Source organism: Cognatishimia maritima (genome assembly GCF_900129685.1).
GTDB classification, from domain to species: Bacteria; Pseudomonadota; Alphaproteobacteria; order Rhodobacterales; family Rhodobacteraceae; genus Cognatishimia; species Cognatishimia maritima.
This window is the reverse complement of the sequence record NZ_FQWM01000002.1, coordinates 542,647-568,985: the sequence shown is the minus strand read 5'-3', so window position 1 is coordinate 568,985 and position 26,339 is coordinate 542,647. Positions and strand designations below refer to the sequence as shown.

The window sequence follows — 26,339 nt, the reverse complement described above, 5'->3', positions numbered from 1 at the left end:
ACCTTTAGTTTGTGTTCAGTTCTTGGGACAGAGATTCGCCCGCGACTAGGGCCGCTTGCCGGGCTTCCGCTTCGGCGATCCAGTCGCTCATCGCGTCTTTGGCGGCTTCAGACAGTGCGTCAAGTTCCGCAAGACTGTCGCCAATCCGACCGGCACGCAACGCAGCCTCGGCACGGCTGAGCACCGCGTCAGCGTCATCGCCTTCTTGCGGCGTTACAGAGCGCGCGCCCAATTGGGTTTTCAGGAACGACATAACCTTGTTGCTGTCAGGCTCTGACCCGCCGCGTGCTGCTGCCAGCGCCTTGCGCGCAGCGTCTGGGAACGTGCTTTGCAACGCAGCCAAGGACGGGACGCCCGTATCCGCATAGCCTTCTAGTGCCGCCGGGCCGGTGGTTCCAGTTGCCGCAGAAAAATCTGTGAGCGCCGCGCGATAAGGCGCGCCTGATTCAAGCGCCGAGAAGACACGCGAAAGTGCGGCCCGCGCCAAGGCTTGCTGCGCCGTCAGCTTAGCGTTTTCTTCCATCGAGGCCGCTTCGGCGCGTTGTTCAGCAACCGCCGCCTTCAACTCTTCGACTTCACGTTCATAGGCTTCGATGGCCGCCGACGGCAGGCTTTGCGTGATTGGGTTCTTTTCAAGAACGGCAATCCGGCCATCCAACTTTGCCAGTGCCCCGCTTGCGTCATCGATGCGGCCATTTACAGCCGCGACAGAGCCGGTCAGCCCTTCGAGTTGCACGGACAGCGTGTCATTGGCGGCAAAGACATCTTCGAGCGTCGACTGGCTTTCCTGCAGCTGGCTTTGCAACGTTGCGATCTGTTCTGATTGCGCGGTCAGTGACGACTGAAGGTTTATCAGCGCTTCGTTGTCGCCAGCCCCCATCGGGCCGACATACTGCGCCACGCCGAACCCCAGCGCAGCGGCGACGACACCGCCAAGAGCAACAGGGACAAATCCAGTCTTTTTCTCTGGCGCGTTCTTTGGCGCTGGCGGAGGTGCAGCTGGCGTAGCGTCAGGCTCCGCACTCTCATCGGCGCTATCCACTTCCTCCGGCGCAGACACGCTGTCTTCGGTGACAGGGGCATCATCTGCGTCGCTGACATCGGAGGTTTCTGCGTCCGCAGCGGTGTCTTCGGCCTGCTCAGCTTCCACGGAATCCTCGGCTGTTTCAGGCGACGTTTCTTCAGCAGTCACGTCCTCGGCAGTTTCAGCCTCAGCCGCAACGGGGGTGTCTTCGACAATTTCTGCATCCACGACATCGTCAGAAATCTTTGGCTCTACGGCCTTGTCCTTGTCATTTGACGTGTCGGATTTGTCAGCCTTGGCCACGATTACCACCCTTTCGAATCCGTTTTTTTCATATTCATCTCAAATCTATGCGCCGAAACACCGGACGACAATGCGTCATGCTGCATCGACAAGCGAAAGAACGCCTTTTCGTATGGACTTGGCCGTCGGGTCCGCCGCTATGCGCAGTGTTTGCACAGGTAGGTCCCGCACCTCTTGCGCGACGGCGTCACTCATTGCGACACAGTGTATCGGAGCCCTGAAGGGGCCTTGATCCGCAAAAAGCCGCGCCGTTCTTGGGGAAAACAGCGGTACAATCACTGGGTCCGTCTGGTTCAACACAGCCAGCGCCGCATCGCTCAGCGACTGTGCGACCTGTTCATAGACAACAACGTCAATTGCGGTAAGACCCGCCGTATTGAGCCGCGCCACCAAGTCTCCTCGACTGTGGCGCCCCCGCACATGCACCAAACGGCAAGTGGGGTTTGCCGCGACAATCTTCGCTGCCAACGCATCCACATCCCCATTCGCAGAAATCGCTGACCACCCTGCCCGCTTCGCTTGCTCTGCGGTTTTTTCACCCACACACCACGCGGCTGCGTGTGTCGCTGGGACAAACTCGATTGCGTTTCGGCTGGTGAATATCACCTGATCCGTGGCGTTCAAAGAAACTGCCGCCCCGGTCGGTTTGATCGCGAACAGTGGCGAAATCTGGATGTCTCCGGTGAAGCCATGTGCCTGCAACTGCTGGGCAAACGATCTTGATTGCGCCTCAGGGCGCGTCAGCAGGATCGATGCGGTTGGCTTTGGCACGGGCAGACCCATTGTTTACAGCGCCTTCCGGTGTTACCTGCCGAAGGCAAAAGGTGCAATGGTGGGCTGTGATCTGCGCATGGGCAAGGAACTGATCATTCTTGGGTTGGAAAGCAGCTGTGACGACACAGCCGCCGCGATTCTGCGTCAGCCTGACGGCGGGCCCGCCGAAATTCTTGCCTCGGTCGTGCATGGCCAGAACGATCTGCATGCGGCCTTTGGCGGCGTCGTTCCAGAAATCGCCGCCCGCGCGCACGCCGAGAAGCTGGACATCTGCGTCGAAGAGGCGCTGGCTGCCAGTGGTGTTGCCCTACGGGATCTCGACGCGATTGCAGTCACTGCTGGACCGGGCCTGATCGGCGGCGTCATGTCCGGCGTTATGTGCGCCAAAGGCCTTGCTGCGGGTCTGAACATCCCCCTTGTCGGTGTAAACCATTTGGCGGGCCACGCCCTCACGCCGCGCCTGACCGATCAAGTCGCATTTCCCTATTTGATGCTTTTGGTCAGCGGCGGCCACTGCCAATTCCTGATTGCCCGCGGACCCGACGATTTCACGCGCCTTGGCGGCACAATTGATGACGCGCCCGGCGAGGCCTTTGACAAAACTGCGCGGCTTTTGGGGCTGCCCCAACCCGGCGGCCCCTCGGTCGAGCAAGCCGCAAAGGATGGCGACTCTGCCCGCTTTGCCTTCCCGCGCCCCTTGCTGGATCGCCCCGGCTGTGACCTTAGTTTTTCGGGTCTGAAAACCGCCCTGCTGCGCGCGCGTGATGCCTTGGTCACCGATCAAGGCGGGCTGACCGAACAAGACCGCAACGACCTTTGTGCCTCATTCCAAGCCGCCGTCGCCGATGTGCTCGCCAAAAAAACAGCCCGCACGATTGCTGCTTATCTTGAAGATGCCCCGGCAGAACCGCTTCTGGCGGTCGCTGGCGGCGTGGCGGCAAATCAGACCATTCGGGCTGCATTAGAGACTGTTTGTGCCCAAATGGGCGTGGGTTTCACCGCCCCGCCGCTTGCCCTTTGCACCGACAATGCCGCCATGATCGCCTTTGCCGGGCTGGAACGATTCCGCGGTGGGCATCGCGATGACATGCGCCTTGCCGCCAGACCGCGCTGGCCACTGGACAAAACAGCCCCGGCGCTGTTGGGTGGTGGCAAAAAAGGGGCAAAGGCATGAGCATCAGCATCCTCGGGTCCGGCGCATTTGGCACCTCGCTGGCGATTTCAATAGCAAATGCCGGCCGCGACGTGACGCTTTGGTCGCGCGACAATGACGCCGCAGAAGAAATGCAGCGCACCCGTGAAAATGCACAACGCTTGCCCGGTGCCACGCTGCCCTACAATGTCACCGTCACCTCTGAGCTTTCTGCTATCACGGATGACACCGTCCTCCTTGCTGTGCCAATGCAGCAACTGCGCAGTGTGCTGGTGGCCAATCCTAGCCTGCACAACCGCACGCTGGTGGCTTGCTGCAAAGGAATCGAATTGACCAGCGGCAAAGGCCCGATTGAGTTGATCCAAGAGGTCGCCCCTGCCGCAACCGCCGCGATCCTGACAGGGCCAAGTTTTGCTGCCGACATCGCCAAAGGCTTGCCGACCGCCCTAACACTGGCTTGCGCCGACGCAGACAGGCTGCGCGACCTGCAAAACCAATTGATGGCCCCGAATTTGCGCATTTACCGAAGCTCCGATCCAGTCGGAGCCGAACTGGGCGGCGCGTTAAAAAACGTGATGGCCATTGCCTGTGGCGCCGCCATGGGGGCGGGTCTTGGCGAAAGCGCGCGTGCGTCCTTGATCACCCGCGGCTTTGCCGAAATGAACCGCATGGCGCTCGCGCTAGGTGCGCGGTCTGACACATTGGCGGGGCTGTCGGGCTTTGGCGACCTGATCCTGACCTGCACCTCTACGCAGTCGCGCAACTACAGCTTTGGCTTCGCGCTTGGCGGCGGGCAGGACTTTGATCCTTCCGTCACCGTCGAAGGTGCCGCCACCGCGCGCGCTACCCTAAACCGCGCTGACGCTATGAAAATCGACATGCCGATCACCCGTATGGTGGTTGCCCTGCTTGACCGTAAACTTGATGTACGAGAGGCTATGGCCCAATTGCTCGCACGCCCCCCAAAAGAGGAATAGAAATGCGTTTTGCCCTGATTGCCAAAGACAAACCCGGCGCGCTTGAGGTTCGCAAAGCCAACCGCGACGCCCATGTCGCCTATTTGAAATCTACCGATGCCGTCGAAATGGCAGGGCCTTTTCTGGATGCCGATGGCAATATGTGTGGCTCACTGATCATTCTGGAATTTGACGACATCGCCGATGCGCAGGCTTGGGCCGCCAATGATCCCTACAAAAAGGCCGATCTGTTTGAAAGCGTGGAGATCATCGCCTGGAACAAGGTAATCGGCTGATGCGCTACTGGCTGTTCAAATCCGAACCTTCCACCTGGAGCTGGCAAAACCAGATCGACAAAGGCGATGACGGAGAGGAATGGGACGGCGTGCGCAACTACCAAGCGCGCAATTTCATGCGCGAGATGAAACTGGGCGACCGCGGGTTATTCTACCATTCTCAGAAAGAAAAATCCGTGGTTGGCATCGTTGAGGTCATCGCCGAGGCGCACCCCGACTCCTCGACCGACGACGAGCGCTGGGAATGCGTTGACATCAAGGCGGTTGCTGATGTGCCCAATCCGGTCACGCTGGATCAGATCAAGGCGGACGAACGGCTGTCCGACATGGTGCTGGTGAAAAACTCGCGCCTGTCGGTTCAACCGGTCGCTGAATCCGAATGGCAGGTGATCCTCGGCCTTGGGGGTGTAACCCTCTAGCCAGACGCAAATTTTTTGCGCATTCTGCCCTCATCCAGCTAGGGACATGGAGAGGGACATGGAATTCATCAACGTAATAGTGGCTGCCATCGCAGCCTTTGCATTCGGTGCCGTATGGTACATGACATTGTCGGGGCCCTGGATGGCTGCTGCCGATATCGAAGTCGGCGAAGACGGACGCCCGGCAAACTCCGCTGACAAAACGCCCTATATCATTTCGTTTGTTAGCCTTGTGATCGTGGCGGGTATGATGCGCCACGTCTTTAGCCTTGCGGGAATTGATGGCGTTGGCAAAGGTCTTGTTGCGGGTCTTGGCGTTGGCCTTTTTCTAGCCACGCCTTGGATCACCACCAACTACACATTCGCAGGCAAGCCGCGGAACCTGATCCTGATTGATGGCGGCTACGCGACTATCGGATGCGCGGTCATCGGGATTGTTCTAACACTGTTCTAAGCTAGAAATGACACGTATTTGTCGGACTGGATTTGATACCTACTGTTCGACGGGATAACCCGCTTCGATCCAGCCCGGCAAACCCACTTTCAGATAGTACAGTCTGTGATAGCCGAGGGGATGCAACAGGAGGATCGCCTCTGCCGAGCGATCACATGTTACGCCCCTACAATAGATCACAACCTCGTCCTCAAGGCCGACTTCGGATGAGAACCGTTCAATAAAATCTGCTTTACGCACATCAAAACTCTTTGCGCCGGGGATGTGGCTCTGATCGAAAGCAAGCTTAGAGCGAACATCTGCAAATAACACACCCCGGTCATGTAGGTCTTTCGCCTGTTGTGCATCGATGATGGTTCTGTGGCTCTCAGCGAACGCGGTGGGCGCCGCCACAATGGCGATCACAAATATCATGAGATGCAATAACTTCATGTCCCGCCTCCATGTGCAAAGGACGCTGGTGCGCGCTCTATGAGCTAGTCTAACAAATTTTGGGGAAAAAGTATTGCAGCGCGACGCCGAAGCGCTCGCGCCCACTCCGTGTACGAAGGCGGAGTGGGCGATATATCTTAACCGTAGATCGACTCTTTGCCGAAATGTTTGGTCAGCATGTAATAGACCACCGCGCGGTATTTATTGCGCTCGGACTTGCCGTAGGTCTCGATCACGGAATGGATCGCTTCCATCAGCGCAGGACTGTCTGAAAGGGCCAGCTTTTTGATGAGAAAATTGTTTTTGACGGTTTCCAACTCACTTTCCTGAGTGGCGGCCACCGTCGAGGCATCCGCATCATAAATCGCCGGACCACAGCCGATGGTCACTTTGGTCAGCAGGTCCATGTCAGGCTCAATGCCACATTTGTTGCGCAGGTCATCCGCATATTGTGCGATCAGATCGTCGCGTTTTCCCATAATCACTCTCCCAGTCACAAAAAATTTGGGGATTTCCCCCGCAAAACTCTATGATCTGGCAACGAATTCTCAAAGGAAAACTTTCTGGCACTTGGCTGCATGCCAAAATTCGGTTTCAAAACGGTAGCCCCGCTCTGGCCGAAACCAGAGCGGGGCAGTCTTCGGTGATATTCCAAAGTGGAGGCCGTTAGCTGATCACGTAATCGCCATCCAGCCCTTCCAGCTCGCTTTCGTCTACTTCTGGCATTGCCTTAAGCTCTGCCTCGGTTTCCGAATTCAGCAACAGGTGGGTGTCTTCGACCTCAAATTTTTCAAGCGGCAGGGAAACGGTATATTCACCCAAGCCCAGGAAACCGCCGATACCGATCACGGCAGAGTAGCCGTCGCCATCTTTCACAACGTAGTCGATTTCGCCGACGATCTCACCGTCTTGGGTTTCCACGTTCATACCCAGAATATCTGCGACCTTCATGCCAGCAAACGCATCAATGGCTGCGTCCGCTTCGGCATCGGCCTTCGCGTCGGCTTCTGCCATTTTTGTGTCGCCAATCTTGAGTTTGGCACCGCCAGTCGTCATGTCAGTTTCACCGTCTGTGGTGATTTCTGCATCGCTGGCAGCCATCGTGTCTGTTGACATACCGGTGTCATTCATCTCGATGGAAACATCGCTTTTTACGTCTGCATCGGTGCTCAGTTCTGTGCCGGCAGTCGCAGCGCCAGTCAGAGTCACAAAGGCAGCGGTGGTGAGCAGTGTTTTCTTAAATGTCATAGCATCCTCCAATTCGATGTTGCATGGGGGACAAACACGAAAACTCCCTCTTTGGTTCCAAAAATATGAAAAATTATTTATCTATAATAATGGGTTAGCTTGGCAATCTAGTTAAACGCTTCGTCCGCGCAAAATGTTCCGAAGGGCTAGGCCTCCGCATCGGGCTCCGGCAAAAATCCGCTATCTACAAATCGGCCAGCCGGTGTTTTGTAGGTGAAAATGGTCAGCGTGGAGGCGATTATAGTCTGGGCCGAGCACCAAACCAAACCAACGGCATGCCTCGCGATGCACCTTGCGTAGATAGGTACCTTTCGGGCCGCTCTCATTCCAATCACGCTTAAGGTCAAGGATTTGCCCGTCCGCCAGAGTAAAACCCGAAATATCTATTGCTGCGGCGCGTGAATGACTGCTGGGACGGGTCCCAGAGCCGCGGTCAGAGCGGATGGCGCGACAGGCATAAGAACCGATATGTGCGATGCGCACGACATCTTGCCCGAAAAGGCTTTGGGCATTGGGCTGCAGGCTGTGCGCTTCCCACATCGCAAGCCGAAGCGCGGTCGCGCAGCTTGTATCAACAGGCGCGAGGCTGGCCAATCCAAGGCGCGACAACGACACGCGATTGGCGATGCCGCAAGTGTCAGTGGCCAATAGCGGCGGCAGTGCGCGCGCCTCTACCTTATGCGCAAGAAGAGCGGAGCGACATAGCTCCGCGTCGCGAACGGTCTTCCGAAGTCGAAAGTCGGTTAAAGGCGTCACCGGTTGAGACACGCGCAATGGTGCATTCGGGCGCCATTCTGGCGGCAAGCCCGAAGCCGGATGCGCGATCATCCCGACCATAATAAGCCCGTAGATGCAGACATTGAAAACAAACTGGACCACCCCAAGCAAAATGGAGCGGTGACCAGCTTTCATGCGCATCCGACGTTAGTACCGGTAGTGCTCTGGTTTAAACGGGCCTTCCGGCGTCACACCGATATAATCCGCTTGATCTTTATCGAGCTTCGTCAGCTTCACGCCAATACGGTCTAGGTGCAGGCGCGCAACCTTTTCATCCAGATGTTTGGGCAGGATGTAGACGTCGTTCTTGTAGGTCTCGCCCTTCGTCCACAATTCGATTTGCGCCAGAACTTGGTTGGTGAAAGAGGCCGACATCACGAAAGACGGGTGCCCCGTCGCATTGCCAAGGTTCAGCAAGCGGCCTTCGGACAGCAGAATGATACGATTGCCCGACGGCATCTCGATCATGTCCACCTGCTCCTTGATGTTGGTCCACTTGTGGTTCTTTAGGTTCGCCACTTGGATTTCATTGTCGAAGTGACCGATGTTGCCGACAATCGCCATGTCTTTCATCGCCCGCATATGTTCGATGCGGATGACGTCTTTGTTGCCGGTTGTGGTGATAAAGATGTCCGCTGTTGACGCTTCGTCTTCCAAAAGCGTGACCTCAAAGCCGTCCATCGCCGCCTGAAGCGCACAAATTGGGTCAACTTCGGTGACTTTCACACGGGCACCCGCGCCGCGCAGAGAGGCCGCAGAACCTTTACCCACGTCGCCGTAGCCACAGACAACAGCCACTTTGCCCGCCATCATGGTGTCGGTCGCACGGCGAATGCCATCGACCAGCGATTCCTTACAGCCGTATTTATTGTCGAACTTCGACTTCGTGACAGAGTCGTTCACGTTGATCGCCGGGAAAGGCAGATGGCCTTCTTTCACCAGCTGATACAGACGGTTCACGCCGGTGGTGGTTTCCTCGGACACCCCTTTGATCTGGTCGCGCATCTTGGTGAACCAGCCGGGGCTGGCTTCCATGCGTTTCTTGATCTGGGCTTTGATGACCTCTTCTTCTTCAGAAGATGGCACCGGAATGATGTCTTCGCCTGCTTCGGCGCGCGCACCCAAAAGGATGTAAAGCGTGGCGTCACCCCCATCATCCAGGATCATGTTCGGGCCTTCCGGGAAGAGGAAGGATTTATCCAGATAATCCCAATGCTCTTCAAGCGTTTGGCCTTTGATCGCAAAAACCGGCACGCCCGCCTTGGCAATCGCCGCCGCCGCGTGGTCTTGGGTTGAGAAGATATTGCACGACGCCCAGCGCACATCTGCGCCCAGCGCGACGAGGGTTTCAATCAATACCGCTGTCTGGATGGTCATGTGCAGAGATCCAACGATCCGCGCACCTGCTAGGGGCTTGCTCTCACCATATTCAGCGCGCAGCGCCATCAGGCCCGGCATTTCGGTTTCCGCAATGTCGAGTTCTTTCCGGCCAAATTCAGCCAGAGAAATATCTTTTACGATGTAGTCTGTCGGCATCTCGCCGTGCTCCTTGCCACATGAATTTGGGGGTCAGATAGCACTGAGAGGCCTATCCGACAATGGCAGGTCCACAACAAGACCGTGTCTCGTTTAGCTTTCGACACCGTCAACGGCGGCGACGGCTTCACGTTTAAAGAAATCCGTGCCTGTCGCGACCACGCATGAGATGCCTTGCGGCGTTGTGAGGATCACGGTGAATGTACCGGTTTTCTCAGAGGCCCAGACCTCAACCATGGTCTGTGCATTGTCTTCGCCCTGCAGTCCGCCTGCAGTCAGCGTTTCGGAATATTTGCTTTCTAGCTTGTCCACCACAATGGATCGCAAAGCACAGTTGCTGGCGTGGGCGGGCGGGGCTGTTGCCGCCATGCCGAACAATAGTCCGGCAGCTAAGAGTCGTTTGAACATCATAGGCTCCTTCACATCGTTCAAGTTACGATTTGAGAGGAGGGCACGCGGGAGGAGGTTACGCACCCCCCTTTCGCTTCCAATATCGGGATCCAAACTTGGCGTTTCAAAACACGTGGCTTCACAGATATGAGTGCCGGGTGTGATCTCGATATGAGACAAGGATGGTTTTCATATCGGTCAAAATCAAGGCATATCGTTGATTTTTTGGGTCAAAACTGCCAATATGAGGTGTAAACATCACAGAACCCCCTCTGTGAATAACAAAGTCGAGCAAGGCATCCCCCTCGTTTTTTCGGGCCAAGAATTTTGCGTGTTTCGTGCTGGAAGACGTTGAATCCTGCCTGCTTGTGATCGACACTCGCCAAAACAGTTGTAAGGCAGACCCTCAGATATGGCGCGTGCGTGGCAAAGAATGCTGTCTGGTCGACGGCTCGATCTTCTTGATCCGACCCCGATGGATATTGAAATTGAGGACATCGCGCATGGCCTTGCCTTCGTGGCGCGCTGGAACGGCCAGACCTATGGCGACTATCCCTATTCGGTGGCCGAACATTCGCTGCTGGTCGAGGCACTCTTTTCACGCATGTACCCGAAAGCCCCCATCAAATGGCGGCTCGCTGCATTACTGCACGATGCGCCGGAATATGTGATTGGCGATATGATCTCGCCGGTGAAGGCCGCGGTCGGGCCGGACTATGGCGAATTGGATGACCGGTTGATGGCGGCCATACACATCCGTTTTGGCCTGCCTGCCGCCCTGCCCAAAACCATCAAATCGCAAATCAAACGCGCCGATAAGGTCAGCGCCTATATGGAGGCGACGCAGATTGCGGGATTCTCTGAAACAGAAGCGGCAAAGTTTTTCGGCAAACCGAAGCCAGAGTTGATTGACGGGCTGGAAATCACGCTGCGTCCTCCGGTTGAGGTGCGCAATGATTTCACCGCCCGGCACAATGCGCTTTTGAAAGAATTGAAATGAAAAACATCACGGTGCGCCCAGCGGGGGCATTAGATTGCCGTGGGATGGCCGACCTGCTGAATGACGTCATCAAGATCGGCGGAACCACAGCCTACGTGACGCCGTTTTCAACCGAGATGATGAAGGCGAAAGTCAAAGAGCCGGGCACAGTCTGGCACGTTGCCGAAACAGACGCCGGAGAGATTGTCGGATTTCAATGGCTCGAACGAAACCCTGACCTAGACAAAAACAGCATGAGCATCGCAACATTCACCAAAGTTGGCGCCACCGGGCTCGGCATTGGCTCCAAGCTGTTTGATGTAACGCGCAAGGCCGCCATCGATCTTGGCTACACATATATTCATGCGATCATTCGCGCCGACAATGACAGCGGCCTCACCTACTATCAGAGCCGTGGCTTTGAAGATGTTCAGCGTCTGCGCAGTCAGAAATTGGACGATGGCACCATCGTCGACAAAATCGTCAAGCGCTACAGACTTTAGCGCCGACGCTCCGCTTGCTTCTTCTTTGCGAAAATACTAACGCCGTAGGCAGCGCTCGCCAGAGCGCTCCAAACCTGATTTAGCGCGGGCTGCGCTTTGCCAGAATCCTCTGCAACGTCCGCCGATGCATGTTCAACCGCCGCGCGGTTTCTGACACGTTGCGATCACAGAGTTCATAGACGCGCTGAATATGTTCCCACCGCACCCGGTCTGCCGACATTGGGTTTTCAGGTGGCGGTGGCAGTTCACCCTCTGCAGACAGCAAAGCGTTCACAATATCCTGTGCGTCCGCGGGTTTAGACAGGTAGTCGGTCGCCCCGATCTTGACCGCTGCCACCGCTGTGGCAATCGCGCCGTAGCCTGTCAGAACAACAACCCGGCAGTCCTCGCGCTTGTTTTGCAGGATCTCAACGACATCCAAGCCGTTGCCATCCTCTAGCCGCAAATCGACAACCGCATAGGCCGGTGGGCGGGCGGTTGCGATGGCAGAACCAGCAACCACAGAGCCGGCGGTTTCAACGTCGAAACCGCGTTTTTCCATGGCTTTCGCCAAGCGTTTCAGGAAGGGTTCGTCGTCATCGACCAACAAAAGCGACTTGTCGGGTCCGATGTCTTTCAGCTTGATTTCAGACATGCGCGTCCTTTGCAGACTGTCCTGATTTCAATAGGTTTTAGCCCGCGCACTGACCTTCGTCAAACGACACGGTGCGTCAGTTACGAATGCTCGACATAACAAGCGACCGTTTCGGCCATTTTCTCTGGCGTGACTTCACGCCGGAAATATTCCACAAAACCTGTTTCGGGCAGCACGAGGTAAGTGAAGGTCGAATGATCTACCAGATAGAATTCATCCTCAGCGGGTTGTTTCTTGTAGTAGGTTTTGTAGGCACGCGACGCTGCCTGGACTTGCTGTGCCGACCCCGTCAGCCCAATCATGCGCGGATGCAGGTAGTCGGTGTATTCTGCCAGAACCTCCGGCGTGTCGCGCTCTGGGTCGATCGAAATCATGGCAGGCGTTGTGATGATCCCCTGCTCTTCCAATATTTCCACCGCTTCGGCATTGCGCGCAGCATCCATCGGGCAAACATCTGGGCAGAAAGTATAGCCGAAATAAAGCAATGTCGGTTCGGTGATGACCTCTGCATCGGTCACTGTCACCCCATCTTCGCGCACCAATTCAAACGGTCCGCCAATCGCCCCTGCCCCGCCAGCAACGGTGCTTTCGCGGCACTGCGCAAATGGGTCATCGCTTTGCTTTTCGCTGGCGTACCAGATGCCCCCCATCAAGGCGATCATGCCTACGGTGGACGCAGCTGCTATCGTGCGGATCATCCGATTTCCCCTTCGCTTTCCATGCACCGCTACCTAATGGCTGTGCCTGTGCCCGGCAATATCGCCCAAGCTCACGAATGCTTTTCCGCGCCAAACTACCGCAGGCGTTTGTCATCGCCTCTGCAAGCCCCTAACAATAAGCAAACGACGATGGGACCGCGCGATGACAGAACCCGCCTATGATCTGATTTCCGGCAAGGGCCGCAGCAATTGGATTCGTCTGCGCACGATCACCATGGTGCGCTGGATTGCCATCGTCGGGCAGGTCGTCGCGCTGATTGTGGCGGATCAGTATTTCCGGCTCGAATTGAACTACGCGCTTTGCTATGCGGCCGTCGGCATTTCGGTCCTCGCCAACCTCACAGCCGCCTTTATCTTTCCAGAAAACCGCCTGCTGTCGGAATCCGAAAATGCGGGCATGTTGCTGTTTGATATCCTGCAACTGTGTTTTCTGCTGTTTCTGACCGGTGGGCTAAACAACCCTTTCTCGATCCTCATCGTCGGCCCGGTCACCATCTCTGCCGCCACGCTGACAGTGCGCTCGACCTTCACGCTTGCGACCGTCGCGATCTTGCTGGTGGTCCTGATGGTCGAGTTCCACTTGCCCCTGCGCACACAAGAAGGCTTCATCCTCAAGATCCCCAGCATCTTCCTCTATGGCAATCTTGCGGGCATCACGATTGCCATTGTCTTTTCCTCCATCTACTCGCGCCGCGTTGTGTCCGAAATGGCGTCCATGGCCGAAGCCCTCGCCGCCACGCAAATGGCGCTGGCCCGGGAACAAAAGCTGACCGATCTTGGCGGTGTTGTCGCAGCGGCGGCGCATGAGTTGGGTACGCCGCTTGCGACCATCAAACTGACCAGCGCGGAACTGATGGAGGAGTTGCAGGATCAGCCAGAGCTGCACGAAGACGCCGCGCTGATCCGCGCGCAGGCTGATCGGTGCCGGGATATTCTGCGATCGATGGGGCGGGCAGGGAAAAATGACCTGCAACTGCGCCGCGCGCCGCTTTTAACGCTGATCGAAGAAGCGGCAGAGCCGCATGTGAACCGGGGCAAGACGCTGCAATTCTTTGACCGGATCACCCAGACCTCCGAAGGCGACGTACCCATCGTGATCCGCCACCCAGAAATCATCCACGGCCTGCGCAACCTGATCCAGAACGCAGTGGATTTCGCGCAAGAAAACGTCTGGATCGAAAGCGATTGGACCGAAGACAAAGTCACCGTGCGGATCATGGACGATGGGCGCGGCTATCCCGCCCACTTGATTGGCCGAATCGGGCACCCATTTGTCAGCAGGCGTCGCAACGACCGCGAGGGCAAGCAGCGCCCCGGATATGAAGGCATGGGTTTGGGCCTGTTCATCGCCAAAACATTGCTGGAACGGACCGGTGCAAACCTGCGGTTTGCCAATGGCTATGACGTTTTTTCGGTGGAAGAACAAAAGGAAAGCCGTAAAGGCGCTGTCGTCACGGTGTCTTGGCCGCGCGAGAGGATGGAGCACGCAGAGCAAGCTGAACCGACCGCCCAAAACCCGAGGTTCCTGCCATAGGCGTTACGCGCCACAAGGAAGGAAATTCCACAGCCCATGTGCTTCGGCCTTGCAGGCAGACGGGGGGAGAGTATCCTCGGCCCATGGCAAGAAAGCAGTTGGCAAAAACCTTAATTTCCCCAGATGAAACCGCCGATCTGGCGGCGGCTTTTGCCTCTGTTCTGAAGGCAGGCGACACGATCTTGCTGACCGGGGACATCGGCGCAGGCAAAACCCATTTTTCGCGCAGCCTGATCCAGCATAGTCTTGGCTACCAAGAAGACGTCCCCTCCCCGACTTTCACGCTGGTTCAAACCTATGACGCTCCAGAACATGACATCTGGCACGCCGACCTTTATCGGCTGTCTTCACCAGACGAGGTGGTCGAACTAGGTCTGACAGAGGCGTTTGAAACGGCAGTTTGCCTGATCGAATGGCCAGATCGCCTAGAGGAGCTCGCTCCTGAAAACGCCTTGTCGCTTTCGCTGAAAATGACCGAAACACCCGGTCAAAGACAGCTTGTCATCAGTTGGAGCGCTGCCAAATGGGACCAAAAGATCAAGGATCTTCATCTTGACTGACCGCGCAGACAAAATGAGCGCTTTCTTGGCAAAGGCCGGCTGGTCGACTGCCCAGCGCAGCAATCTGGCCGGGGACGCGTCAAACCGCAGATATGAGCGATTGGTGGCAAAAGATGGCGCCCGCGCCGTCTTGATGGATGCCCCACCTGAAAAGGGCGAAGACGTGCGGCCCTTTGTTGGGATCGACAACCACCTACGCGCCCAAGGTCTGTCAGCGCCAGAGATTTTCGCATGCGATACCGACAACGGCTTTTTGCTGCTCGAAGACCTTGGTGATGACCTTTTTGCGCGGGTTCTTAAAACCGCTCCCGCGCGTGAGGCAGAACTTTATGAGGCCGCAGTGGACGTCTTGCTTGATCTTCACCAAGCCGCGCCGCCGCAAGATTTGGCAGAATACGACAGCGCCGTGATGGCTGATATGGCTGCGCAGGCGTGGCGCTGGTATCGCCGGGGATGTGGGCTGGATTGGTCAGACAAGGCCGCAGAGTTTGCCACGAAATTCGAGACTATTCTTGCCCAAAACCTCTCTGCGCCAGAGGTCTTAATACAGCGCGACTATCATGCCGAAAACCTGATCTGGTTGCCGGACCGTGTCGGCGCGGCCCGTGTTGGACTGCTTGATTTCCAAGACGCCATGGTCGGGCATCGCGCATATGATCTGGTATCCCTGCTACAAGACGCCCGCCGCGATGTCAGCGCTGCGGTGCAGGACAACATGCTTGCCCATTACATCGCCAAATCCGGTCAAAATGACATGGACTTTCGCGCGGCGTTTCACCTGTTGGGCCTGCAACGCAACCTGCGCATTCTCGGTATCTTTGCGCGCCTGTCGTTGCATTTCGGCAAACCACACTACGTCGATCTGATACCGCGTGTCTGGGATCATATCATCCAAGACCTGAAACACCCCGTCACTGCGCCATTGGCCAAAGTCATTCTTGGGGACCTCCCTGCCCCAACCCCAACCATTTTGAAGGATCTCAAAGACCAATGCGGCACCGTCCCGACGCTTTGATGCTCTTTGCCGCGGGCTTTGGCACGCGGATGGGCGCGCTTACGGCGCAGACACCCAAGCCTTTGCTTGAGGTGGCCGGTAAACCTTTGATCGACCACAGTCTTGACCTCGCGCTGAGCCAGAACTTTGGCACCATCGCCGCAAACCTGCACTACCTGCCAAAGCAGCTGGAAACGCATCTGTCCAAGCGCAACGTGACATGCATTTTCGAGGAACCTGACATCCTTGAAACGGGTGGCGGGCTTAAGAATGCCCTGCCCCATCTGGGCAACGGTCCCATTGTGACGTCAAACACCGATGCCATCTGGCTTGGCCCCAACCCGTTCGACATGATCCTAAAGGCATGGGATGCCGACCGGATGGATGCTTTGTTGCTTTGTGTACCGCTGCAAAACTGCCATGGGCACAGCGGCGCTGGGGATTTTGTGATGGGTTCGGACGGACGCCTAACACGACAACCCGGCGGTCATGTTTACGGCGGCATTCAAATCCTCAAAACGCAGTTGTTGCATGGTATTGAAGAAAAAGCGTTTTCTCTAAACTTGCTTTGGAACCAAATGCTGTCAAACCAACGCCTCTTTGGCCTGTCCTACCCCGGTCAATGGTGTGACGTGGGCCGCCCTGACGGGATCGACCTGGCTGAAACACTGTTGAGAGGCCGCGATGTTTGACCCAACCGACAAACCCCGCATCTTTGGCGTCGCACCGGGCATTGATTTCCCGAAGGCGCTTTGGGATGGCGTGCTTTCGCGTATGCAGGGCCACCCGCCAGAGGCGCTTGCGCGGGTCCAGATCATCGTCAACACCCAACGTATGGCGCGTCGACTGCGCCAGATTGCCGACAGCGGCCCGGCCACGTTGATGCCACGTATCGACCTGTTGACCAGCCTCGGTCGTGACATTGCCCACCGCGATATTCCGCGCGCAGTGCATCCGCTGCGCCGCCGGTTTGAACTGATCCAACTGATCAGCCGCCTTCTGGACCAACAACCCGATCTGGCCGCGCGTAGTTCGCTGTTTGACCTCGCCGACAGCCTTGCCGGGCTGATGGATGAAATGAGCGGCGAGGGCGTGTCGCCCGACGTGATTGAAGCGTTGGATATCTCAGACCAGTCGGGCCACTGGGAGCGCGCGCAAGCGTTTTTCGGGATCGCCCGCACATTTCTGGACACCGCCGATCAAGCCCCTGACAGCGAAACCCGCCAACGCTTAATTGTGGAAAGGCTGGCCGAAGACTGGGCCGCAAACCCGCCACAACACCCGGTGATCCTCGCTGGCTCTACCGGGTCGCGCGGGACAACCATGTTGCTGATGGAAGCGGTCGCGAAACTGCCGCAGGGCGCATTGGTTCTACCCGGCTATGATTTTGACATGCCTCAACGCGTCTGGTCTGCGTTGGGTGATGCCTTAACGGCAGAGGATCATCCGCAATACCGCTTTCGCAAGATCGTAGATACACTCGACTTACAGCCAGCCGACATCACCCCCTGGACAGAAGAATTAGCGCCCTGCCCTGCCCGTAACGAACTGATTTCATTGGCTCTGCGCCCAGCGCCTGTAACCGACCAATGGCGGCGCGAAGGTCCGAATTTGCGCGGGCTGGACCAAGCAACAGAGCAGATGACTTTGATTGAAGCGCCCTCAATGCGGGACGAAGCACTCGCCATTGCAATGCGCCTGCGCCAAGCGGCAGAAGATGGACAAACCGCAGCCCTGATCACGCCCGACCGGATGCTGACACGGCAAGTCACCGCCGCACTGGACCGCTGGGATATCCTACCTGATGACTCCGCCGGTACGCCCCTGCAGCTTTCGCCGCCCGGTAGGTTCCTCCGCCATGTCGCGGCGCTGTTTCATCGGCCCCTGACGTCAGAAGCGCTGCTGACCCTGCTGAAACATCCGCTGACTCATTCGGGTGCTGACCGGAACCACCACCTGCGCTACACGCGCGAACTGGAATTGCACTTGCGCCGCAAGGGCATCACCTTCCCCGAAGCGTCCTATCTGCGCCAATGGGCCTCAACCATCGACGGCGCAGTGGCTTGGGGTGAATGGCTTGCAGCGGCGTTTTGCGATCAAGAGAGCATCGGGACGGCACCCGTTGGTGACCGGCTAGCACACCACCTGACACTTGCCGAGACCCTTTCCCGTGGCAGCAGGATCGACGCTGGCAGCGGCGGCTTATGGGAAGAAAAGGCCGGTCGCGAAGCGATCAAGATTGTGGCTGAGCTGCAAGAAAACGCAGGCCACGCAGGCGACGTGGACGCCAGCGACTATGCCGATCTTTTTGGCGCCGTTCTGGCGCGCGGCGAGGTGCGCGATCGCGACGCGCCCCATCCCCACATCCTGATCTGGGGCACGCTAGAGGCGCGCGTTCAGGGCGCGGACCTGACCATTCTCGGCGGGCTGAACGAAGGCAGCTGGCCCGAAAGCCCGTCGCCCGATCCATGGCTGAACCGCAAAATGCGCCACGACGCCGGGTTGCTGTTGCCGGAACGCCGGATCGGCCTGTCGGCGCATGACTTTCAGCAGGCTGTCGGCGCCAAAGAGGTGTGGCTGACGCGGTCCATCCGGTCTGACGATGCGGAAACCGTGCCATCACGCTGGATCAACCGGTTGGTGAACCTTCTTGACGGATTGCAGGATCAGGGCGGGCAGGCGGCTTTGGCCGACATGCGCGCGCGCGGCGCGCATTGGCTTGACCGGGCGAAAGCTTTGGAAACCGTCCAACCGGTGCCCGCCGCAAAACGTCCTTCGCCCAGGCCGCCGCTGTCAGCGCGACCCAATCGGCTTTCGGTCACGGAAATCAAAAAGCTGATCCGCGACCCATACGCAATTTACGCCCGCCATTGCCTGCGATTGCGCCCGATGGACCCTTTGATGCGCACCCCAGATGCGCTGCTGCGCGGGATCGTGATCCACGAGGTGCTGGAGGTTTTCATCAAAGATGTCAGCGCAGACAGGTCCAAGCTGACACCAGAGCATCTTTTGGAGATATCAGAGACTGTTCTGGCCCAAAACGTCCCTTGGCCAACCGCCCGAGCCCTGTGGAAAGCCCGAATTGAACGCATTGCAGACCGTTTTGTAAGCGATGAAATCTTCCGGCAGGATCGTGGCAAACCCATCGGTTTTGAAACCCGTGCTGAAACGGCGATTTCTGCGCTTGGATTCACGCTTGTCGGTGCTGCGGACCGGATTGACCGCAAAGAAAACGGCGATCTGGTGCTGTATGATTACAAAACCGGCACGCCCCCGTCGCCGGCTGAGCAGCGGTATTTTGACAAGCAGCTTTTGTTAGAGGCCGCGATGGCCGAGAAGGGCGGGTTTGATCAGATCGACCCGGCAGAGGTTGCCGAAGCGATCTATATCGGTCTTTCGAACAATCCGAAAAACGTCCTGGCGCCGCTGGCAGAGATGCCAACCGCCCAGGTTTGGGCCGAGTTTGAACAGTTGATCAGCCGCTATTTGGACGCAGAGCAGGGGTTCACCTCACGTCGGGCGCTGCGCAAGGACACAGATCGTAGTGACTATGATCAACTCGCGCGCTTTGGCGAATGGGACGTGACCGAAGAAGCAACCCCGGAGGAGCTGACATGAAGCGCAACGACGCCACCGAACGTCAGGTCCAGGCCGCGCGGCCAGATGCCTCAACTTGGCTTTCGGCAAATGCGGGGTCCGGCAAAACCCGCGTGTTGACTGACCGTGTAGCACGCCTGTTGCTCGAAGGCGTGCAGCCACAACACATCCTGTGTCTGACCTATACCAAAGCCGCCGCGTCAGAGATGCAGAACCGATTGTTCAAACGGCTTGGCGCTTGGGCAATGAGAGACGATTCCGCCTTAAAAGCGGAACTTTTGGACCTTGGCGTCGAAGGTCAGATCGACAGCACACAGCTGAATAACGCCCGGACCTTGTTCGCTCGTGCCATTGAAACGCCGGGCGGATTGAAAATCCAAACCATCCACTCTTTCTGCGCGTCTCTGCTGCGCCGCTTTCCGCTAGAAGCCGGAGTCAGCCCGCTTTTTACCGAAATGGAAGACCGCGCAGCTGACCTTTTGCGCGACGAAATTGTGGGACAGATGGCCGACAGCGCAGACTCAACGCTCGTCGCGAACCTCGCCGCGCATTTCACCGGCGAAGACCTGCAGCATCTGACCTCGGACGTCACGCGCAACCGTGCAAGTTTCGCGCGGGAGGTGGATGAAGGGCTGCTGGCTGCAGAATTGGGTCTTAAGCCGGGCACAACCGAAAAAACTATCGCCGAAAGCGTGTTTCTTGGGGATGAATGCAGTCTTGTCACAGCGTTGATCGATATCCTGAGAACAGGCGGTGTGAATGATGGCAAAGCGGCGGAAAAGCTCGCTGCGCTGCCCAGTATCGGATTTGACACGTTGGCTGAATTGGAAGGCATATTCCTGACGGGTGAAAAGGCAAAAGAGCCGTTTTCAGCCAAGATAGGCTCTTTCCCAACAAAAAAGCTGCAGAACGATCACCCCGATCTGATTGCGCGGCTGGACAAATTCATGCTGCGCGTCGAAGAGGCGCGCGCGCAACGTTTGGCGCTGTCGAACCTGCGCAAAACAATGGCCCTGTGGCGCTTCGCGCACCGCTTCTTGCACCTGTACGACGATCGTAAACAGCGCCTTGGCTGGCTTGATTTCGACGACCTGATCCTGCGCGCGCGCAACCTCTTGTCCGATCCCAGCGTTGCGCAATGGGTGCTGTATCGATTGGACGGCGGTATCGACCACATCCTTGTGGACGAGGCGCAGGACACAAGCCCTGTGCAATGGCAGGTGATTGAACGTCTGGCGCAGGAATTCACTGCAGGCACCGGTGCCCGCACCGAAACGCGGCGCACGATCTTTGTCGTTGGGGACAAAAAGCAATCAATCTACAGCTTTCAGGGCGCTGACCCTGCCGAATTCGACCGCATGCGCGCCGAATTTAAGGAGCGATTGCAAGCCTCGGAAACGCCACTGCAGACTTTGGAGCTGGAGTATTCCTTCCGCTCCTCTGATGCCATTTTGCGCGTTGTGGACGCCTGCTTTCAGGTCCAGCCCGACACAAATTTCGACCGCCATATTGCGTTCAACAATGACTTGCCGGGGCGCGTCGACCTGTGGCCCGTGGTGGAAAAGACCGAAACCCCAGAAGAGGGCGATTGGTTTGATCCGGTGGACCGCCTGAGTGACACGCATCACACGGTGCAACTGGCACAAAACATCGCTTGGGAAATCAAGCGGATGATCCGCGAAACAGTCACTATCCCGGCCGAAAAGGGCGAGGATGGCATCTACACCCAACGCCCGGTGCGCGCGGGCGATTTCCTTATACTTGTGCAACGCCGCTCTGACCTGTTTCAGGAAATCATTCGCGCCTGTAAGGCAGCAAACCTGCCAATTGCCGGTGCTGATCGCCTGAAAGTTGGCGCTGAAATGGCCGTCAAAGACCTTGAGGCGTTGCTGAAGTTCCTTGGCACACCCGAGGACAGCCTGTCCCTTGCCACAGTTCTGCGTTCGCCGCTTTTAGGGTGGAGCGAACAGCAACTATTCGACCTTGCCCATCGCCGCACCACGCCGTTCTTATGGCAGGCCTTGCGTGAAAGGGGAGAAGAATTCCCCGAAACCATGGCCTTCCTGTCTGACCTTATGGGCAAAACGGACTTTCTGCGGCCTTACGACCTGATTGAGCGGGTTTTGACCCGCCATGGCGGGCGCAAAAAGCTGCTGGGGCGGCTGGGCAATGAAGCTGAGGACGGGATCAACGCGCTTTTGTCGCAAGCCTTGGCCTATGAACGCAGCGCAATTCCCAGCCTGACGGGATTTCTGGTCTGGATGGAAACCGACGATCTGGAAATCAAACGCCAGATGGACAGCGCCAGCGACCAGATCAGGGTGATGACGGTGCATGGCTCCAAAGGCCTTGAAGCGCCCATCGTTATCATGCCGGATACAGGCAAACGTCTGCTGCAGATGCGGGATCAGATTGTCGAAAGCGGCGACGTGGCGCTTTGGAATTCTGGCGGGGCAACCGCACCTGAAGCGGTGCGCGCGGCGCGTGAGACAAAGATCGATGCCCAGCGCGCTGAACGGTTGCGTTTGCTTTACGTGGCCATGACCCGCGCCGAGAAATGGTTGATCGTGGCGGCCGCCGCGGATTTGGATAAATCCGGCGACACTTGGTACCAGACCATCGAAGCCGGAATGAAACATGCCGGCGCAACTGCCTTTCCTTTCGCCGAAGGGCAGGGGCTGCGCTACGAACATGGCGATTGGTCTGGGGTCGTTGTCACGGAAACAGCGCCCGCCGATGCCACATTGGCCCCGTTGCCCGGTTTCTTTGGCCAATCTGCGCCAGCGACCGTCGCCAAAGAACCTGCGCTCAGTCCTTCGGACCTCGGCGGCGCAAAGGCGCTGCCTGGCGAGGCCGGTTTGGACGAGGAAGCGGCCAAGCAACGCGGCCGCCAGATTCACTTGCTGTTGGAACATTTGGCCCATGAACCGGAAGAAAATTGGCAGGGTCTGACACCACGCATCCTTGAAAACGCGGGAGAGGGAACAGAAGCTTGGCCCGATCTGCTGGCCGAAGCTGCACAAGTGTTGCGTTCTGCCAATCTGCGCTCCTTCTTTGCGCCAGAAACGCTCGCCGAAGTTTCGCTGACAGCGGAGCTTGGCCCCAATCGCCTTCACGGCACCATTGACCGGCTGGTGATCAGCGAAACCGAGGTGCTGGCCGTCGATTTCAAAACCAATGCCGTGGTGCCTGCAGATGCGACCGCCGTTCCAGTAGGGTTGCTGCGCCAAATGGGGGCCTATGCCCATGCGTTGAAACAAATCTACCCGGACAAAACTATTAAAACTGCGCTGCTCTGGACAAAAACGGCTGAAATCATGCCCTTGCCAGATGCGCTGATCACGGACGCTCTCGCAAACGTGTATGCGCCTTGACGGCACAAGATCGGGTACCTAGTTTCATGTCCAACTCAATTTCTTCCTAGGAGACTCAAATGGCAACTGTTGCTGTCACCGATGCCACCTTTGACGCTGAAGTCAAAAATTCCGATATCCCCGTTGTCGTCGACTTCTGGGCAGAATGGTGTGGCCCATGTAAACAAATCGGCCCGGCGCTCGAGGAGCTGTCCGCCGATTACGAAGGCAAAGTGAAGGTTGTGAAAGTCGATGTCGACTCCAACCCGAATTCCGCAGCCGCCATGGGCGTGCGTGGCATTCCTGCGCTGTTTATCTTCAAAGACGGTCAGGTTGTTTCTAACCGCGCGGGCGCGGCCCCTAAGGCGGCGCTGCAAAGCTGGATCGAAGATTCCATCTGATCAAAGCGGTCAATTGAATTGAAGATGGCGTCCCCGATTTGGGCGCCATTTTTCGTTGGCCATATCAAAGCGGCAAAGTGCCTCTTTCCTTTCCAAGCCAGATTGCCCAGTCTGCCAGCGACTTTAGAAAGGAAAGCCCCATGGCCAAAACCCGTGTGTTGGTGGAATTCGGGATGGGCACATCCCTGCGCCGCCAAGACTACACCGAAGCCGCCAGTCGCGCCCTGAAAGATGCGCTTTGGCACAATTCCATCAATATGGCCGAGCTTTTTGGCTTTGAAAAAAGCGCGATGATCATCGACGCCAAGATCGGCTGCGCCAATCCGGAGCAGGTCGATATCGCCACATTGGAAAAGATTTTCCCCTACGGCCAGCCTAACATCACTGTCGAAGAGGGTGGGTTGGATATCGACGCGCCTCATCGCGACGGCCATACCGTGATCGCCAATGCGGCAATCATCGTGTCCTTTGATATGGAGCCCGCCTGATGGAAAAGAAACGGATTATCTTGGAAATGGGGATGGGCAACGACCTTTATGGTCAGGATTATTCCAAGGCCGCCAAACGCGCCGTGCAAGACGCGCTGCATCACTCCTCGATCACGCTGTTTTCCAAGATCGGCATGGATCATTCTGAGATGGCAGTTAACGTCACCATTGGCGTGGCGCAGCCTGATTTGGTGGATTGTGAGGCTGTCGCCTCAGAATTGCCGCGTGGGGTCGCGCATGTCACGGCGGTCAAAGGCGGGCTTGATGTGCATGATGCCGAAGCTGGAACGCATCATGTTGTGGCCACTGCCGCGATTGAAGCCTTTGTGCCGGATCAAACTGGGAAATGGGTCCTGTCCGAAGCGTAACCCAAACATGCGAAAGCCGCTCTGGGGGGAACAGAGCGGCTTTCAGTCAAATCCGCGCACTTGCGCAGGATCGAAATTACAGCAGGTCTTTGCGCGAAAGACCGATGTCATCCAGTTGGGCATCGCTCAGCTCTAGCAGCATGGCCCGAGTCTTGTGCTTTTCTTTCCAGGTTGCGAAAGCGGTGAAGATCTCAGAGATCAGGTTGTACTCACGCAGAGCGCCAGCGGCTCTGAATGGTGCTTTCACGGCGATAGCTTGGGTAGCCATTTGATTTGTCCTATGTGCATGTGCCGACGTCCTGTCAGCTTGACGCCTACCTAGGCGCGGAAAGCGAGTCTCACAATTGACGAAATAAGAAGCCCGATCTGCAGTTTTTGCATAGCTTTTGAGCGGTTTGAAAACTTAGATTGATGCGCAGTTTCCGCCTGACGCTTGCGTCCGGCAACGGTGCGGCCCATATACGAACGACGCATTTACGGAGGCTTTGATGGCAGAAGACAAATTTCCAGGCTGGCACGGCACAACGATTATCGGCGTCAAGAAAGGCGGCGAGGTTGTCATCGCGGGTGACGGGCAGGTTAGCCTTGGTCAGACGGTCATCAAAGGCACCGCGCGCAAGGTGCGACGCCTGAAACCCGGCGGGCATGAGGTTGTTTGCGGTTTTGCCGGATCAACGGCAGATGCTTTTACGCTGCTTGAACGCCTTGAAGCCAAACTAGAGGCCACGCCGGGCCAACTGGCGCGTGCGTCTGTTGAATTGGCCAAAGACTGGCGCACCGACAAATACCTGCAAAAACTCGAAGCCATGCTGATCGTGTCTGATGGCAAAGATATCTTCGTGATCACCGGGGCAGGGGATGTGCTGGAACCCGAACATGATGTGACCGCGATTGGCTCTGGCGGCAACTTCGCCCTGGCCGCTGCGCGCGGCATGATGGACAGCAACAGAGACGCCGAGACCATTGCCCGCGATGCCATGGCGATTGCGGCGGACATCTGCGTCTACACCAACGGTCGCCTGACTGTGGAAAAAATCTCGGCCTGACTCGAAGACTTAGGAAATAATATGACTGACCTGACACCTCGTGAAATCGTTTCCGAGCTTGACCGCTTTATCATCGGGCAAAAAGACGCCAAGCGTGCCGTGGCCGTAGCCCTGCGCAATCGCTGGCGGCGCAAGCAATTGGCGGATGATCTGCGTGATGAAGTTTATCCCAAAAACATCCTGATGATTGGGCCGACTGGCGTCGGGAAAACAGAAATCTCGCGCCGCCTTGCCAAGCTGGCGAAGGCCCCCTTCATCAAGGTCGAGGCCACGAAATTCACCGAAGTTGGCTATGTGGGTCGCGACGTGGAACAGATTGTGCGTGATCTGGTGGATGCCGCCATCATGCAAACCCGCGAATTCATGCGCGAAGATGTCAAAGCCAACGCCCAGCGCGCGGCAGAGGAACGCGTGATCACGGCCATTGCAGGCGAAGACGCCCGCGAGGGCACACGCGAGATGTTCCGCAAAAAGCTGCACGCCGGGGAACTTGATGACACGGTGATTGACCTAGAACTGACCGATTCAAGCAACCCAATGTCGATGTTTGACATTCCCGGTCAGCCCGGCAGCCAGATGGGCATGATGAACCTTGGCGATATCTTCGGAAAAGCCATGGGTGGACGCACGACAAAGAAACGCCTGACCGTGGCCGAAAGCTATGATGTGCTGATCGGCGAAGAGGCCGACAAATTGCTGGATGATGAAACCGTCACCAAGGCGGCGCTTGAAGCGGTTGAACAAAACGGCATCGTCTTTTTGGATGAGATCGACAAGGTCTGTGCCCGCTCTGACGCGCGCGGCGGCGATGTCTCTCGGGAAGGGGTGCAGCGCGATCTGTTACCCTTGATTGAAGGCACAACCGTCAGCACCAAACATGGCCCGGTGAAAACCGACCATATCTTGTTCATCGCTTCAGGGGCCTTCCACATTGCGAAACCCTCGGACCTGCTGCCCGAATTGCAGGGCCGTCTACCCATCCGGGTGGAGCTGCGTGCGCTGACCGAAGAGGATTTTGTGCGTATTCTGACGGAAACCGACAATGCGCTGACGCTGCAGTATTCGGCGCTGATGGCGACCGAAGAGGTGACCGTGACTTTCACCGACGATGGCATCGCGGCCTTGGCCAAGATCGCGGCCGAAGTGAACCAATCGGTTGAAAACATTGGTGCGCGGCGTCTTTACACGGTGATTGAACGCGTATTCGAAGACCTCAGCTTTACCGCGCCTGATCAGGCAGGGGCCGAGATCGCCATTGACGCGGCATTTGTTGAGAAACACTTGGGCGAACTGTCAAAATCGACGGATGTGTCGCGCTACGTGCTTTGATTTGAACGAAACATAGGCCCGGTCGACAGGCCGGGCAGCCCCCGACCCTCCCCACGGGAGGGGGCTTCACCC

General features: G+C 57.2%; 29 protein-coding genes. 18 read left to right on the top strand and 11 right to left on the bottom strand.

All coding sequences use genetic code 11. The features are described 5' to 3' along the window. Positions 1–4: 4 nt before the first annotated feature. The gene (locus tag BUA39_RS08260) at positions 5–1,327 is read right to left on the bottom strand and encodes a hypothetical protein (protein ID WP_131814581.1); all 1,323 of its coding nucleotides are present in this window, start codon (positions 1,325–1,327) and stop codon (positions 5–7) included. A 75-nt stretch (positions 1,328–1,402) separates the two neighbouring features. Beyond that, positions 1,403–2,110 (bottom strand): uroporphyrinogen-III synthase, encoded by a 708-nt coding sequence (locus BUA39_RS08255; protein ID WP_072792580.1) that lies wholly within the window; start codon positions 2,108–2,110, stop codon positions 1,403–1,405. A gap of 67 nt (positions 2,111–2,177) precedes the next feature. Here BUA39_RS08255 and tsaD point away from each other — a divergent pair, with 67 nt between their 5' ends. Genes tsaD through BUA39_RS08230 form a run of 5 tightly spaced genes read left to right on the top strand, consistent with a single transcriptional unit; the run spans position 2,178 to position 5,379 of the window. After that, positions 2,178–3,275, top strand: coding sequence for a tRNA (adenosine(37)-N6)-threonylcarbamoyltransferase complex transferase subunit TsaD (gene tsaD / locus BUA39_RS08250; RefSeq protein ID WP_072792783.1), 1,098 nt, complete (start codon positions 2,178–2,180; stop codon positions 3,273–3,275). Then, on the top strand, positions 3,272–4,231 hold the full coding sequence (locus tag BUA39_RS08245; protein ID WP_072792578.1) for an NAD(P)H-dependent glycerol-3-phosphate dehydrogenase: 960 nt from the start codon (positions 3,272–3,274) through the stop codon (positions 4,229–4,231). The genes tsaD and BUA39_RS08245 overlap by 4 nt, the downstream gene beginning before the upstream one ends. Positions 4,232–4,233: 2 nt before the next feature. Continuing rightward, positions 4,234–4,506: a YciI family protein gene (locus BUA39_RS08240; protein ID WP_072792576.1), complete on the top strand. Its 273-nt coding sequence runs from the start codon at positions 4,234–4,236 to the stop codon at positions 4,504–4,506. Beyond that, positions 4,506–4,925, top strand: coding sequence for an EVE domain-containing protein (locus BUA39_RS08235; RefSeq protein WP_072792574.1), 420 nt, complete (start codon positions 4,506–4,508; stop codon positions 4,923–4,925). The genes BUA39_RS08240 and BUA39_RS08235 overlap by 1 nt, the downstream gene beginning before the upstream one ends. Before the next feature lie 58 nt (positions 4,926–4,983). Continuing rightward, positions 4,984–5,379 carry a DUF1761 domain-containing protein gene (locus tag BUA39_RS08230; RefSeq protein ID WP_072792573.1) on the top strand — a complete coding sequence of 132 codons (396 nt, stop codon included), beginning with the start codon at positions 4,984–4,986 and terminating at the stop codon, positions 5,377–5,379. A gap of 39 nt (positions 5,380–5,418) precedes the next feature. Here BUA39_RS08230 and BUA39_RS08225 read toward each other — a convergent pair whose 3' ends face one another. From BUA39_RS08225 to BUA39_RS08200, 6 genes are all read right to left on the bottom strand, one after another. After that, positions 5,419–5,811, bottom strand: coding sequence for a rhodanese-like domain-containing protein (locus BUA39_RS08225; protein ID WP_072792571.1), 393 nt, complete (start codon positions 5,809–5,811; stop codon positions 5,419–5,421). Positions 5,812–5,948: 137 nt separating this feature from the next. Next, positions 5,949–6,290 (bottom strand): DUF2853 family protein, encoded by a 342-nt coding sequence (locus tag BUA39_RS08220; protein WP_072792569.1) that lies wholly within the window; start codon positions 6,288–6,290, stop codon positions 5,949–5,951. A gap of 187 nt (positions 6,291–6,477) precedes the next feature. Continuing rightward, positions 6,478–7,059, bottom strand: coding sequence for a PRC-barrel domain-containing protein (locus tag BUA39_RS08215; protein WP_072792567.1), 582 nt, complete (start codon positions 7,057–7,059; stop codon positions 6,478–6,480). Positions 7,060–7,239: 180 nt separating this feature from the next. Further along, positions 7,240–7,896, bottom strand: coding sequence for an extensin-like domain-containing protein (locus tag BUA39_RS08210; protein WP_072792782.1), 657 nt, complete (start codon positions 7,894–7,896; stop codon positions 7,240–7,242). Positions 7,897–7,983: 87 nt separating this feature from the next. After that, on the bottom strand, positions 7,984–9,372 hold the full coding sequence (gene ahcY, locus BUA39_RS08205; RefSeq protein ID WP_072792565.1) for an adenosylhomocysteinase: 1,389 nt from the start codon (positions 9,370–9,372) through the stop codon (positions 7,984–7,986). Positions 9,373–9,465: 93 nt separating this feature from the next. Next, positions 9,466–9,780 carry a hypothetical protein gene (locus tag BUA39_RS08200; protein WP_072792781.1) on the bottom strand — a complete coding sequence of 105 codons (315 nt, stop codon included), beginning with the start codon at positions 9,778–9,780 and terminating at the stop codon, positions 9,466–9,468. 415 nt (positions 9,781–10,195) lie between these two features. Here BUA39_RS08200 and BUA39_RS08195 point away from each other — a divergent pair, with 415 nt between their 5' ends. Beyond that, the gene (locus BUA39_RS08195; RefSeq protein ID WP_423219933.1) at positions 10,196–10,762 is read left to right on the top strand and encodes an HD domain-containing protein; all 567 of its coding nucleotides are present in this window, start codon (positions 10,196–10,198) and stop codon (positions 10,760–10,762) included. Further along, positions 10,759–11,244 carry a GNAT family N-acetyltransferase gene (locus tag BUA39_RS08190; protein WP_072792561.1) on the top strand — a complete coding sequence of 162 codons (486 nt, stop codon included), beginning with the start codon at positions 10,759–10,761 and terminating at the stop codon, positions 11,242–11,244. Before BUA39_RS08195 ends, BUA39_RS08190 begins: the two co-directional genes overlap by 4 nt. A 79-nt stretch (positions 11,245–11,323) precedes the next feature. On the opposite strand, the gene BUA39_RS08185 is transcribed toward BUA39_RS08190, so the two are convergent. Together BUA39_RS08185 and BUA39_RS08180 are read right to left on the bottom strand one after the other, a co-directional pair. Further along, a complete protein-coding gene (locus tag BUA39_RS08185) occupies positions 11,324–11,878 on the bottom strand; it encodes an ActR/PrrA/RegA family redox response regulator transcription factor (protein ID WP_072792560.1) in 555 nt (184 codons plus the stop codon). A gap of 80 nt (positions 11,879–11,958) precedes the next feature. Continuing rightward, positions 11,959–12,576: an SCO family protein gene (locus tag BUA39_RS08180; protein WP_072792559.1), complete on the bottom strand. Its 618-nt coding sequence runs from the start codon at positions 12,574–12,576 to the stop codon at positions 11,959–11,961. Positions 12,577–12,739: 163 nt separating this feature from the next. Between BUA39_RS08180 and regB the strand changes: the two genes are divergently transcribed. The 9 genes from regB (at position 12,740) to BUA39_RS08135 (ending at position 23,892) form a co-directional block, all read left to right on the top strand. Beyond that, entirely contained in the window at positions 12,740–14,131 is a 1,392-nt protein-coding gene (gene regB / locus BUA39_RS08175; RefSeq protein ID WP_072792558.1) for a sensor histidine kinase RegB, read from the top strand. 83 nt (positions 14,132–14,214) lie between these two features. Beyond that, complete coding sequence (gene tsaE, locus BUA39_RS08170; RefSeq protein ID WP_072792557.1) at positions 14,215–14,691, top strand: tRNA (adenosine(37)-N6)-threonylcarbamoyltransferase complex ATPase subunit type 1 TsaE; 477 nt, start codon at positions 14,215–14,217, stop codon at positions 14,689–14,691. Then, positions 14,684–15,706, top strand: a complete 1,023-nt coding sequence (locus tag BUA39_RS08165) for an aminoglycoside phosphotransferase family protein (protein WP_242648557.1) — start codon at positions 14,684–14,686, stop codon at positions 15,704–15,706. The genes tsaE and BUA39_RS08165 overlap by 8 nt, the downstream gene beginning before the upstream one ends. Next, positions 15,682–16,377, top strand: a complete 696-nt coding sequence (locus BUA39_RS08160) for a nucleotidyltransferase family protein (RefSeq protein WP_072792555.1) — start codon at positions 15,682–15,684, stop codon at positions 16,375–16,377. The genes BUA39_RS08165 and BUA39_RS08160 overlap by 25 nt, the downstream gene beginning before the upstream one ends. Beyond that, a complete protein-coding gene (addB, locus tag BUA39_RS08155; protein WP_072792554.1) occupies positions 16,370–19,303 on the top strand; it encodes a double-strand break repair protein AddB in 2,934 nt (977 codons plus the stop codon). Before BUA39_RS08160 ends, addB begins: the two co-directional genes overlap by 8 nt. Beyond that, complete coding sequence (gene addA / locus BUA39_RS08150; protein WP_072792553.1) at positions 19,300–22,656, top strand: double-strand break repair helicase AddA; 3,357 nt, start codon at positions 19,300–19,302, stop codon at positions 22,654–22,656. Before addB ends, addA begins: the two co-directional genes overlap by 4 nt. Before the next feature lie 59 nt (positions 22,657–22,715). Beyond that, complete coding sequence (gene trxA, locus BUA39_RS08145) at positions 22,716–23,036, top strand: thioredoxin (RefSeq protein WP_072792552.1); 321 nt, start codon at positions 22,716–22,718, stop codon at positions 23,034–23,036. Between the two features lie 140 nt (positions 23,037–23,176). Next, entirely contained in the window at positions 23,177–23,524 is a 348-nt protein-coding gene (locus BUA39_RS08140) for a Lin0512 family protein (RefSeq protein ID WP_072792551.1), read from the top strand. Next, positions 23,524–23,892 (top strand): Lin0512 family protein, encoded by a 369-nt coding sequence (locus BUA39_RS08135; RefSeq protein WP_072792550.1) that lies wholly within the window; start codon positions 23,524–23,526, stop codon positions 23,890–23,892. Before BUA39_RS08140 ends, BUA39_RS08135 begins: the two co-directional genes overlap by 1 nt. Positions 23,893–23,968: 76 nt before the next feature. Here the strand turns inward: BUA39_RS08135 and BUA39_RS08130 are convergent, their stop codons facing one another. Further along, on the bottom strand, positions 23,969–24,160 hold the full coding sequence (locus tag BUA39_RS08130) for a DUF1127 domain-containing protein (protein WP_072792549.1): 192 nt from the start codon (positions 24,158–24,160) through the stop codon (positions 23,969–23,971). A gap of 220 nt (positions 24,161–24,380) precedes the next feature. Between BUA39_RS08130 and hslV the strand changes: the two genes are divergently transcribed. Next, positions 24,381–24,938: an ATP-dependent protease subunit HslV gene (hslV, locus tag BUA39_RS08125; protein WP_072792548.1), complete on the top strand. Its 558-nt coding sequence runs from the start codon at positions 24,381–24,383 to the stop codon at positions 24,936–24,938. A gap of 21 nt (positions 24,939–24,959) precedes the next feature. Further along, entirely contained in the window at positions 24,960–26,267 is a 1,308-nt protein-coding gene (gene hslU, locus BUA39_RS08120; protein ID WP_072792547.1) for an ATP-dependent protease ATPase subunit HslU, read from the top strand. The last annotated feature ends 72 nt before the right edge of the window (positions 26,268–26,339 follow it).